Origin of the sequence: Caballeronia sp. INML1, from assembly GCF_023631085.1 — a bacterium.
In the GTDB taxonomy this organism is placed as follows: Bacteria; Pseudomonadota; Gammaproteobacteria; order Burkholderiales; family Burkholderiaceae; genus Caballeronia; species Caballeronia turbans.
The window spans coordinates 32,094-43,743 of record NZ_JALQDT010000062.1 but is presented as its reverse complement, the minus strand read 5'-3'; the positions used below and the strand labels follow the sequence as shown (position 1 = coordinate 43,743).

General features: G+C 63.0%; 13 protein-coding genes. 9 read left to right on the top strand and 4 right to left on the bottom strand.

Annotated features, from left to right (window positions below; translation table 11 throughout):
• Positions 1–212: 212 nt before the first annotated feature.
• The 4 genes from phbB to NCR38_RS25190 all read left to right on the top strand — a co-directional run bounded on the left by phbB (position 213) and on the right by NCR38_RS25190 (position 2,593).
• Positions 213–956, top strand: coding sequence for an acetoacetyl-CoA reductase (gene phbB / locus NCR38_RS25205; RefSeq protein WP_061121960.1), 744 nt, complete (start codon positions 213–215; stop codon positions 954–956).
• 113 nt (positions 957–1,069) lie between these two features.
• Positions 1,070–1,288, top strand: coding sequence for a hypothetical protein (locus tag NCR38_RS25200; RefSeq protein WP_061121959.1), 219 nt, complete (start codon positions 1,070–1,072; stop codon positions 1,286–1,288).
• A 169-nt stretch (positions 1,289–1,457) separates the two neighbouring features.
• Positions 1,458–1,787, top strand: a complete 330-nt coding sequence (locus NCR38_RS25195) for a hypothetical protein (protein WP_061121958.1) — start codon at positions 1,458–1,460, stop codon at positions 1,785–1,787.
• Between the two features lie 146 nt (positions 1,788–1,933).
• Complete coding sequence (locus NCR38_RS25190; protein WP_061121957.1) at positions 1,934–2,593, top strand: HAD family phosphatase; 660 nt, start codon at positions 1,934–1,936, stop codon at positions 2,591–2,593.
• On the opposite strand, the gene NCR38_RS25185 is transcribed toward NCR38_RS25190, so the two are convergent.
• Positions 2,590–2,949, bottom strand: a complete 360-nt coding sequence (locus NCR38_RS25185) for a hypothetical protein (RefSeq protein WP_250477756.1) — start codon at positions 2,947–2,949, stop codon at positions 2,590–2,592. The two genes, NCR38_RS25190 and NCR38_RS25185, sit on opposite strands and share 4 nt — an antisense overlap.
• A gap of 400 nt (positions 2,950–3,349) precedes the next feature.
• Positions 3,350–4,444: a glycosyl hydrolase gene (locus tag NCR38_RS25180; protein WP_061121956.1), complete on the bottom strand. Its 1,095-nt coding sequence runs from the start codon at positions 4,442–4,444 to the stop codon at positions 3,350–3,352.
• A gap of 733 nt (positions 4,445–5,177) precedes the next feature.
• On the opposite strand from NCR38_RS25180, the gene NCR38_RS25175 reads away from it, so the two are divergent.
• Positions 5,178–5,873: a CBS domain-containing protein gene (locus NCR38_RS25175; RefSeq protein WP_061121961.1), complete on the top strand. Its 696-nt coding sequence runs from the start codon at positions 5,178–5,180 to the stop codon at positions 5,871–5,873.
• A 124-nt stretch (positions 5,874–5,997) separates the two neighbouring features.
• On the opposite strand, the gene NCR38_RS25170 is transcribed toward NCR38_RS25175, so the two are convergent.
• Complete coding sequence (locus tag NCR38_RS25170) at positions 5,998–6,744, bottom strand: SDR family NAD(P)-dependent oxidoreductase (RefSeq protein ID WP_061121955.1); 747 nt, start codon at positions 6,742–6,744, stop codon at positions 5,998–6,000.
• A gap of 170 nt (positions 6,745–6,914) precedes the next feature.
• On the opposite strand from NCR38_RS25170, the gene NCR38_RS25165 reads away from it, so the two are divergent.
• From NCR38_RS25165 to NCR38_RS25150, 4 genes are all read left to right on the top strand, one after another.
• Complete coding sequence (locus NCR38_RS25165; protein ID WP_250477755.1) at positions 6,915–8,354, top strand: hypothetical protein; 1,440 nt, start codon at positions 6,915–6,917, stop codon at positions 8,352–8,354.
• Positions 8,329–8,685 (top strand): hypothetical protein, encoded by a 357-nt coding sequence (locus NCR38_RS25160; RefSeq protein WP_250477754.1) that lies wholly within the window; start codon positions 8,329–8,331, stop codon positions 8,683–8,685. The genes NCR38_RS25165 and NCR38_RS25160 overlap by 26 nt, the downstream gene beginning before the upstream one ends.
• A gap of 827 nt (positions 8,686–9,512) precedes the next feature.
• Positions 9,513–10,628 carry a trypsin-like serine protease gene (locus NCR38_RS25155; RefSeq protein WP_250477753.1) on the top strand — a complete coding sequence of 372 codons (1,116 nt, stop codon included), beginning with the start codon at positions 9,513–9,515 and terminating at the stop codon, positions 10,626–10,628.
• 75 nt (positions 10,629–10,703) lie between these two features.
• On the top strand, positions 10,704–11,090 hold the full coding sequence (locus NCR38_RS25150; RefSeq protein WP_061119252.1) for an META domain-containing protein: 387 nt from the start codon (positions 10,704–10,706) through the stop codon (positions 11,088–11,090).
• Positions 11,091–11,186: 96 nt separating this feature from the next.
• On the opposite strand, the gene NCR38_RS25145 is transcribed toward NCR38_RS25150, so the two are convergent.
• Entirely contained in the window at positions 11,187–11,495 is a 309-nt protein-coding gene (locus NCR38_RS25145) for a DUF4148 domain-containing protein (protein ID WP_061119251.1), read from the bottom strand.
• Positions 11,496–11,650: the final 155 nt, after the last annotated feature.

Genomic DNA, 11,650 nt, shown 5'->3' with positions numbered 1-11,650 from the left:
CGCGATGCGAAGAAGGGCCTGGCGTCGCTGTGCATCGGCGGCGGCATGGGTGTGGCGCTGGCGGTGGAACGTCTGTAACGAAAGCAAGTACACCGGCGCAGAACACGAGGCCCGACGCGACATCCACACACTATAAGCGTCGAGGCGAGCTCGCAGCGCCGGTGCCATTCCGAGCTTCATTAACCTGAGAGAAATTGACGAGGAGTATCTGAATGACTAAGCGCATCGCATTGGTGACGGGCGGCATGGGCGGCCTTGGCGAAGCCATCAGCATCAAGCTGCACGACGCCGGTTACGCGGTCGTCGTGACGCATTCGCCGGGCAACGCAAAGGTCGGCGAGTGGCTCGCGAGCATGGATCGCCAGGGCTACAACTTCCGCGCGTACGGCGTGGACGTCGCCGACTATGATTCCGCCCAGCACTGCGTGGCGAAGATCCAGGCCGAAGTCGGCCCGATCGATATCCTCGTGAACAACGCCGGCATCACCCAAGACACGACCTTCAAAAAGATGACAAAGGTGAACTGGGACGCCGTGCTGCGCACCAATCTCGACTCGGTCTTCAACATGACCAAGCCGGTCTGCGAAGAAATGGTGTCGCGCGGCTTTGGCCGCATCATCAATATTTCGTCGGTGAACGGCTCGAAAGGTCAGATCGGCCAGACGAACTACGCGGCCGCGAAAGCCGGCATGCACGGCTTCACGAAGTCCCTCGCGCTCGAAGTCGCGAAGAAGGGCGTCACCGTGAACACGATCTCGCCAGGCTATCTCGCGACCAAGATGGTGACCGCGATCCCGCAGGAGATTCTCGATACGAAGATTCTTCCGCAGATTCCGGCAGGCCGTCTGGGCAAGCCCGAAGAAGTCGCCGCGCTCGTCGCGTTCCTGTGCTCCGACGACGCCGGCTTCGTCACCGGCTCGAACATCGCGATCAACGGCGGCCAGCACATGAGCTGACGCCTGCGTGTGCATCGATAGAACGTCAGTCCTTGCGCGGCGCGTGTTCGTCACGACGTCGCGCATCGAATCAAATCCTCATCCGAAAGCTTCGCTCTCCGACAGACCGCGCCATGAACGACATCCGCGCACGCATGCCTCTCTATAGCGTCGGTCATCTCGATTCGGCGATCGACCATCTCGAGCAAGTGCTGAGCCTCGAAGGCGCGAATTCGCTCTTCTCCAAGACATACTGGCGCGGACGCGTCGTGCAGGCGATCGCCACGCCGGGGCTCGCGCCCTCTCAGCATTCGCGCCTGCAGCGCTTGCTGGATCGTATCGCTCAGGCTTGAACGGGAACAACCGATCGCACACGCGGTCGATCGTGAAAATGCGCGCAGGAAAGCTCGCGTGGCCGCTTGCGCCGGACTCGAATACATCGCGCCTGCCCTGTGATTTGTGAAGAAAATCGCAGGCGCTTGTACCATTCGGGCGGTATCTCAATTTTCACGATCCGCAAGCATGTTCTCTTACTTAAGATCAATGCGCTCGACGCCGCGCGCGCTCGGTGCGCTCTTGCTCGCCTGTCTGCTTGTCGCATGCGGCACGACCAACGGCGTCACGGCCGGTGCGCAACCCAACACTTACACGGTGACCGGCAAGGCGACAGGCACGCGCATGTCGTGGGTGACCGCGCGCAACGCGGCGATGGATGCCGCTGTGGATTACTGCAAGCAACGCTCGCAGCGCGTCGCGATCAAGTCCGAAGCGACGAGCGGCGTGCGCTCCCTCGAAGAACAGACGTCGACCGTTTCGTTCAGTTGCGTGCCTGAGAACGCCGCGCGCGGCTAAGCGATTCTTCAGTCGACATCAGCGTCGCGCGATCGGCTTTGCCTGCTCGACGAGCTCATGCATGCCACGCGCGAGCCGATGGCGTCGTGATAGGCTGCGCCCTTACCGCACTCGGACTCAACCGAACGACAAGGACGAATCAAGCTTTGATCAAAGCCATTTTGTGGGACATGGACGGCACGCTCGCGGAAAGCGAGTCGCTTCATTTGCGCACGCTGATCGCGGCGCTCGCGCGTCATGGCGTGGAGGCGGGCGAAGAGATGCATCCGCTCATCTTCGGGAAGACCGGACGCGAAGTGCATGCACTGTGTTGTGAGCGCTTCGGCTTATCGGTGGATTACGCGGACTGGTCCGCGTTTCGCGCACGCGCCTATCTCGACGGTGCGCCCGCGCTCGTGCCGCGCCCCGGCGCGCTCGACGTGTATCGCGCCGCGAAAGCCGCGGGCATCACGCAGGCAATCGTGTCGAACGCATCGCGCATGCTGCTCGAAGCGAATCTGCGCGCGCTCGGCATCGAAGAGCCATCGCTCGTGACCATCAGCGTCAACGATGTGCGCAACGGCAAGCCGAGCCCCGAGCCATACGAGCGCGCAGCCTGGCTGCTACGTCTGGCCCCCGAAGAAGTGATCGCCGTGGAAGATAGCCCGACCGGCGCGCGTGCCGCAATCGCCGCGCATATGCGTGTTCTGGCGTGGCCTTTCGACGATGAAGGCGCCGCGCTGTTCCCCGCGCAAGCACAGGTCGTGCGATCGCCGCGAGAACTGGCTGAGGCGCTGGGTCTCGATCCGGCGCTGTTCTCAAACTAAGCGGCTCGGTCGTCGAGACCGATCTTGTGAATGTTGGCCGCGTACACCCAGTCGCGCGCCTGACGCTCGACCCGATCCATGAAAGCGGGCGGCCCGCTGCAGTAGATCTGCGTGCTTGCGTGAGTCGGACTCATGGCGAAGGCGCTCGTTTGCGCGGATAGGTCATCCGGCAGGTCGAAATGATGATAGACCTTGCCGTGCTCGCGCAGCGCGTCGAATTCTTCGAGCAGAGCCGCGCGGTCGGCCGATTGCACGAAGTTGTGCACCTCGAATTTGCGCCCCGCCGATGCAAGCCGCCTCGCGATTTCCACGATCGATGCGGCGCCTGTTCCACCGCAATAAAGTATGGATCGCACGCGATCGTCGATAGCGACCGGCGTACTTCGGGGCATGCCGGCGAATGACTCGTCTCGTTCGATGACGGATTGCAGATTGGCGCGCATATCTTCTCCAATAGGGCCTGCGTCTTGCGCAACGGCAAGACCAGGCGGTGTATGGATCGCATGGGAATGGCCGACCCGCAGCTATCGGAAGGGCTGGCTCTCTTGCAGGTTAGGGCGGACCGCATTCGCCGACAAGGCGCTGCGACTGAATACCAGTCATATCGTCGCGCCGATAAGCGCAGAACGGCGTCGTCGGGAAAAGTGCCTGATTTCAGGGCCTGAAACGCCACGAGCGACCACAATGGGTCGCTCGTGAAGAGATGCCGGAAGAGGCGAGAAAACTATTCGACGGGGTGACGGAACCCCGCGCAACTTACATCGGGTGGCCGGCCACGAAGTTCTTGTACGCCCAGTAAGCGGCCTTCGTCGTCTGGCCGTCCGACTTCATCAGACCGAAGTCGCCTTCGTTGTCGTCATAGAGTTCGAACGCCTGGATCGACTGAATGTTGTACTTCGATGCAACGCTCTGGAACTGCGCCATCATCGTATTGCCGGCCATGTAATTCGCGATCTGCTGATCGGTGCCGTAGTTCGGACGCACGCCGAATTCGTTGATCCACACCGGCTTGCCGAACGAATGGAGCACGCCCAGCATGTCGTAACAACCCGTGCCGCCGCATGCGCGCGTCATGTTGCCCTGGTTCGAGTACCAGTGCCACGCGGTGACGTCCCAGCTGACGGTCGGGTGGCCGCGGGTGCCGTCAGGCTGCGAGCCGTCCATCAGCATCTGGAAGAAGGCGTAGTGCAGCCAAGTGCCGTTCACGACGATCTTCGCCGAACCGTCCACCGACTTGACGCCCGCGATCAGGCCACGAATCACGCCGCGCGCGAGGACGTAAGGCTGGTTCCTGTAGTGCGTCCAGCTCGTGCCGTCGACGTTGCCGTTGAGCGCTTGCGCCTCGAGTTCGTTGCCGACTTCGTAGTACTTGTACTTGTATGTTCCCGCAACCTGTTGGCCGAGCGTGTAGGCTGCGTTGTACGCGTCCTGCTCGGAATTGAAGCCGGTGCCGAGCAGGATCACGGGGTACACGGTCACGCCGCTGGCTGCCATCGTTTGCGCCATCTTCGCGATGACCTTCGCCGAGCTCAGGCTGTACACGTCGTTACGATAGATCGTCGCGCCGATGTCCTTCAGTTGCGCGAGCTGCGTCGCTACGGGCGTCGTGTCGTACGCGCCACCGTTCGTGTTCCGGCCGTTGGCGCCGTAGAAGATGGACGTGCTGGTCGCGGCCTTGGCCGTCGATTCGGGCGCGGCGCTCTTTGCGGTTGCGTCGTCGAGGGCGCTGTCACCGCCGCCTCCGCAGGCGGCGAGCAGCACACTCGTGAGAACCGCTGTCGCGATTGCCGCGGCCTTGCGCGCCGAGAAAAAGTTGTAGGTGCGGGCAGAGGTGTGATTTCGATTCGTCATTACAGTTAGCATGGCTAATTGAGTAGCGTAAGGCTCGTAAAATCCGGGACGCTGCTGGACCTGCTCAGTGGTTCACAGTGTGTATCGCGCTATCCGCGCTGCGTTCGGGTGGCATTAATTAGGCATCCGAACTACGCACCAAGGCCAAATCCGCCTGCCCGACGCCAAAATTGAGGCGCTGAGGAGCAAAGCCGAACGGCACGGAATCACTTAGCTGGTCCAGTGCGCAGTACAGCAAGCGCTCCGGATGGCGGAGTCGGGCAAACGTTTGCGATTGCCCGCTTGGGCCTTACGAAATGACAAGCGAGCTCAGTTCGAAGGCGGCGTCGTCTGGTGTTAGGTGACGTTTGCGCAGTTTCGGTCAGACTTGCCGAAAATATCGGGTCTCTGCGTAACATCGGCAAGCGTTGCCGAAAACCTGACTAACGGCAGCAAGGTTATCGTCTTATGAGATGAATGTAAATCCTGTCAAAGTAAAAAAATCTTTCGTTGCTTCACCGTGGCAGAAAAAATTACTTCGTACGAGTGGAGATTCGTCTGGTCGTCTTTGGCGGTGTATCGCCGCTAGAGATTTTTATGGTCTGGCCGAATGCATGAACTGCAGCCCGATCTGTTGTATCTTCCAAAAGACTCCGGATGCGGAATCGCATCACGCGCCGGACCACGATGGGCGTGCGCCGCTGGCGTCATCGCTCTGATTCAGAACGCTGTTGTCTGCCCTGGGGAGATGAACGTGCGAGCTGCCGACATCATGACGACATCGATCGTTTCCGCGACGCCCGACATGTCCGTGCGCCAGGCCGCAGGAACGATGGTATTCGCGGGCATCAGCGGGATGCCCGTGATCGACGAGGACGGCAAGCTGCTCGGCATCGTCACGGAGGGCGATCTGATGCATCGCGCGGAGATCGGGACCGGCGCCAGGCAGCGCGCGTGGTGGCTCGAACTGGTGGCATCGACACGTGAACTGGCGAGCCAGTACGTCAAGGAGCACGCGCGCAAGGTCAGGGATGTGATGAGCACCGATGTCGCCACCGTGACCGAAACGTGTCCCGTCGCCGACATTGCCGAGTTGCTAGAACGCAAGCGCATCAAGCGCGTGCCTGTGATGCGCGACGGCAAGGTCGTCGGCGTCGTGAGCCGCGCGAATCTGATCCGGGCGCTCGTGACGATGGCGCCTGAACTACCCGTCGATGCCGATATCAGCGATCACTCGATTCGCGAGGCGGTTCTCGCCGCAATGGCGGACCATCCCTGGGCGCTGCCTCGGGAGAACATCATCGTGGAGAACGGGACCGTGCATCTGTGGACGCGTGTCATGAGCGAGGATGAAGCGAACGCCATTCGCGTGGCGGCCGAGAATGCGCCGGGCGTCAAGGGAGTCGTCACGCACAGCGGTGCGCCCGCAGCCGCCCCGCCGCTGGGCTAGCGGCGCGCTTGGTTCGAAGCCGATCGATCTTTTTGGTGAACCGTTCCAAATCCGGAGCGGCCGATCGACGTTCGCATCCCCCATCCGCTGGAACATCATCGCGCGAGCCTTCAGTCCTCATCGATCAGATGAAGCTCGCGCCGCCGTTGACGGGTATCGTCTGCCCGGTGATGAATGCATTGCCAATGACCATCATCACGACATCCGCGACTTCGCTCGCTTCTCCCAGCCGGCCGACGGGCAGCCTCTGGGCGACGTTCGATGCCTTGAGCGGCCCGGCCATTTCGGTGTCGATCGGCCCGGGCGCAACGGCGTTGACGGTGATGCCGTCGCGCGCGAGCCGGCCTGCATAGCCGCGCGTCAGGCCTTCGAGACCAGCCTTCGATGCGTTGTAATGGATGCCCACGAGACCCGGCCCGCGGGCCGCCGCCGATGACAGATTGACGACGCGGCCCCAGCGCCGCGCGCGCATCCCGCGCAGCACGGCCTGCGTGCACAGAAACGCCGACTTCAGATTGACGGCGAGCGTGCGGTCGAATTCAGCCTCGGTGAGATCGTCGATGTCGATCATCGTCGCGGTGCCGGCGTTGTTCACGAGTATGTCGATAGGGCCGATGCGTTGCTCGACGTCGGCGATCATCGCGTCGACCTCGCCGCTGAGCGATACGTCGGCGCGTACCGCGATCGCGCGGCCGCCGATGCGTTCGATTTCCGCGATGACATCGGCGGCTTCGTTATCGCGCTGGCGATAGTTGACCGCTACGGACGCGCCGCAAGACGCAAGGGCGAGCGAAATCGCGCGGCCAATGCCGCGTGAGCCGCCGGTCACCAGGGCGACGCGGCCGTTCAGGTCGAGGATACGAGCGTGCATGGCGGGGTCCTTTCTCGCGCGTGAGGAGGGGATAGTCCGCGCGCGTCGTGATGATCCTGCTCATCGTGGTCCGGATGCGGGTAACGGTCCGTCTCGCTGATCGATGAAAAAAAACCGATGCCCGGCGAAGGGCATCGGTTCTTCCTTGCACTGCTTGATTAACGGCCGCCGTGGCCGCCGCCACCGTTGCCGCCACCGCCGTGACCGCCGCCGCCATGGCCGCCGCCGCCGTTGCCGCCATTGCCGTTGCCGCCGCTGCCGTTGCCGCCGCTGCCGTTGCCGTTGCCGCCGCTGCCGTTGCCACCATGGCCGCCGCCACCGTTACCGCCACCACCATGGCCGCCGCCACCGTTACCGCCGCCGCCGTTACCGCCGCCGCCGTTACCGCCGCCGCCGTTACCGCCGCCACCGTTGCCGCCGCCACCGTTACCGCCGCCACCATGGCCGCCGCCGCCGTTACCGCCGCCGCCGTTACCGCCGCCACCGTTGCCGCCACCACCATGGCCGCCGCCGCCGCTGCCGCCGCCGCCGCCGCTGCCGCCGCCACCGTTGCCGCCACCACCATGGCCGCCGCCGTTACCGCCGCCTCCACCGTTACCGCCACCACCATGGCCGCCACCGTTGCCACCGTTGCCACCGTTGCCACCGCCACCGCCGTTACCGCCACCACCATGGCCGCCACCGCCGTTGCCGCCACTGCCGTTGCCGGCGCCACCATGGCCGCCGCCGTTACCGCCACCGCCACCGCCGTTGCCGCCGCCGCCGCCGTTGCCGTTGCCACCACCACCATGGCCGCCGCCGTTGCCACCACCGCCGCCGTCGCCACCGCCGTGACCGCTGCCATGACCACCAGCCGAGCCATTTCCGTGACCACCGTCGCCGTGGCCACCGTCGCCATGACCGCCATCACCGTGGCCACCGTCGCCGTGTCCGCCGTCGCCGTGGCCGCCGTCGCCGTGTCCGCCGTCGCCGTGGCCGACTCCACCATGGCCGTGTCCCCCGTCACCGTCGCCATGACCATGGCCGTCCCCATGGCCATCACCGTGACCGTCGCCGTGGCCATCACCATGACCGTCGCCATGGCCATCGCCGTGACCGTGCCCGTGGCCGTGACCATCGCCATCGCCGTCACCGCCGCCGTGACCATGTCCATGACCATCGCCGTCACCGTCGCCGTGACCATGTCCATGGCCATGACCATCGCCATCACCGTCGCCGTGACCATGTCCATGACCATCGCCATCACCGTCGCCATGACCATGTCCATGACCATCGCCGTCACCGTCGCCGTGACCATGACCATGACCATCGCCGTCACCATCGCCGTGACCATGCCCGTGGCCGTGACCATCGCCATCGCCGTCACCATCGCCGTGACCGTGACCGTGCCCATGACCATGTCCGTGACCATCGCCGCCGGTGTCTCCTCCCGAATCACCGCCGCCGGAATCGCCACCACCCGGGCCCGAGCTGCCGTTGCCGCTCCCGGTCGATCCCGTTCCCTTGCCTCCGCCGCCCGAGTTCGTGCCGCCAGCGCCCGCCGTCGAGCCCGGACCGCTGCTGGCCGAACCCTGTCCCGAGCCGGTGCCTGTCCCGGAACCGCTGCCTGAGCCAGACCCGCTGGAATTTCCGCCGCTCGAGCCCGCACCGGGCGATCCCTGTCCGCCGCGGCCGCCCTCGAGCAAAGGCACGACGGCCGACACCGTATCGACCGTCGGTGTCGTCGACGGCGCTACGCTCGTCGACGAGTCCGTCGCTGCAACCGTCATTACGGCACTGGGGCCGATCAGCACACACCCCTCTGAAGTCTGGTTGCTGCAAGGATTCCCCGCCGTTTGCGCCGACGCGAGATTCGACATGGCCGCCGCGATCACGATCACGCTGAGCTTGATTGCGGTATTGAATTTGAATTTTTTAGGATTACTCATCTGTGCCCCTTGAAGTGTTTCTTCGCCACGCGTCCACCTGGAGAGTCAAACGCGATGTGGGGCAAGAATGACAGGCTGTACGTAGCGTTCTGTGCGGTACGCAACCGGAGGCGAGGGCGTCGTCGTTTCACGCCGTGCGCGAACGCGCAGAGAACGTTTGCGGCCGATTGCGAGCGCCGGAATATGTGCGCCCGTCGCGATCTGGCTCGCCGAAGTCATGACCGGGAATGACGGCCGTTGCGACCGTCCGCGTCGAGCGTCGAAGAAGCAGCCTGATCCGGAAGCCGCGCAGAAGGGGCTTGTCGCTGATTTCGTTTCGAAAGCTGTTTATAGCCTGCGTGTAGGCTATCTGTATGGAAAGGCTGTCGTCAAGCGAGCTCTGTGCAGTGAACCGCATATCCAATCGGACCATGCCCGCGCGGATCAAAAGCAAACGCGCGACCGGTCAGACGACGGAAGGACGCCGACACTATCCGCTGACGAAAGACCAGATCGAGATCGGCGAGAATTTGAACTAGAGTTATTTATTGTTCGCTTTCCTGATCGATTGCACGGCATGCGTTTGAATTCGTCCAAGTTAAGCGCGCGCCGGAACCCGGGTCATCTCCATTCGACGTAAGCAATGACACCCGCAAGCATCTGACGAATCAGACCACGGACATGTTCATAAGAATTAGGAATACCAAACAACGAAAAGTCGATGTTCATCAGACACATCGTATTCATCAACCGGAGGGTGTCATGCAAAGATCGAAACGAGTCGCCTGCGTGGAGGTGACAGCGGTTGTCGCGCTGTCGATAGTGAGCGCAAACGTTGCACATGCGGAAGATGAAGTCATCGTGAATACGAATCCTGCCGCCTCGCGCGCCGCGATGACGGATGTATCGAGTCTCAAGCCGGTCGTCAACGTACTTCTGCCTCCGGACACATCCACGATTGTCCCGAACACCGGTCCGGAACCTTATGCGGCGGGCGTGAACACGCAAAGCGGCATCGTGAGCAATGCGCAGACGAGAGCATATGGCGATTTCGGCATCCCCTATACCACCGGCCGCGTGCAGGACGGCAATCAAAGCGCCTCCGGCACCACGAGCGCGAATTACCTCAGCACGACCTATCCCTATCGCGCGATCGGCAAGCTCACGTTCTCCGCGGGATATTGCACCGCGAGCCTGATTCGCAGAAGCGTCATCGTTACGGCAGCGCACTGCGTCCAGGGGTTCGGCAGCGGGAGCTCGCTCTTCTCGGGCTGGCAGTTCATCCCGGGACATTACGGCGCTTCCGGAGCCACCGCAGCGCAGATCGCGCCTTATGGCAGATGGACCTGGGCCGGGCTCGTGCGGCCATCGACATGGGCGAACGGCACTGACACCGGATCGGGTTCGGCGCGCAACAACGATATCGCGGTGATCGCGATAGCGAAGAACGCATCGAATCAATTCATCGGCGACATCACCGGATATCTGAACTATGGCTGGAACAACTATTCCTTCATATCGTCGTCGAAAACCGGCAATCTTCAGACGGCGGCCGTGACGACCTTCGGCTATCCCGCGTTGCTCGACAGCGGCGCGATCATGCAGCGCACCGATGGCCCGACCTACACGACGACGGTCAGCGGCGCATCGCAACTCTGGCAGGGCAGCAATCTCACGGGCGGCGCAAGCGGCGGACCGTGGATCGTGAACTTCCGGGCACGCGATGCGGTTCTCTCCGGCGGCGCCGTGGTGGGCAATTCGTCGAATCTCGCGATCATCGGCGTGACATCGTGGGGATCGTCCGATCCGAACGCGCCCAAGGATAACTATGCGTCGCAGTTCCGTCAGAACACGCAGTATCCGAACGCCACGTATGGCAATTACGGTTCGGGCAATATCGCATCGCTGCTGAATACGCTGTGCAGCGGTGCGGCGCCCGGCGGCGGTACGTTCGCGTCGCAGGGATATTGCAACTAGCCTCGGCTTCGGTGGCTCGCCGGTTCGAACGGACGACGGGCCATCGTCTCTTTACCTCGACGACAGGAGGACGCGATGCCGCGGCTCCCGAAGACATGGCTGATCGCTGGGGCGTTCTTATGGAGCACGGCGTCGATCGCAGAGCCGTTGAACGTCGCCGACTTGCAGGGAAGCTGGAAACTGATCGCGCCTTCGTCGACAGACGAGAAAGCGCTGCCCCGCTTCACGATCGAAGGACAAGCAATTCAAGGCTTCGACGGCTGCAACGAATTCTCGGGCCGCCTCGACCAGCCGGGAAGCATCGGCTCGACGCGGCGTGGCTGTCCCGAGCACGCGCTGCGGCTGCCGCTCGATATGAGCGATCCGATGCCGCGTCTTCGGTCGGGCAACATCGAAAACGGCACACTGACGCTGCCCGCGGACGCACGGTTTTCCAGGGCTTCATTCAAGAAGACGCCTTGACAGGCAAGCCGGCGAGCGCTTCTCCGACGATGTATCGCGCGATACGCCGCCTCGATCGCCGAGCGCCGATAACCGAGGCGGCTTCACAAAAGAAACCTACTGACTCGCGCCCGCCCCGATGCCGGCCTTCTTCTGCGCGTTCTGAATGTCCTGCGGATAATTCGCGTCGTCGCGCTTCGCAGGGTTGTAGCCCGCATCTTCCAGCTTCTTCAACTCCGCGTTCTTCTTCGCGCGTGCCTGCTTGCGTGCGGCCTTTTTCTCCGCCTTCGTGGCTGGCGCGGTCTGCGTCGTGCCGGTGGCGGTCGTCGCGGCGTTATCCTGCGCGCTCACGAGCGGCGCAATCGTCAGGCCGAAAGCGGACACCATCAACGAGACGGCGAGTCTGCTGCCAAGCGTTGCTTTCATATTCCTCTCCAAAGATAGGTTGATCAACAAGCAACCAGCAATCACTTCCCGGGCCGATGATGCCGTCCTCGTGGCTGCGGCGACACGTATGCCGAATGCCGCCGCGTCATTGTAAGGCGGTACGTTCAAACGTTCAGCGAGCTGAAAGTATCCGA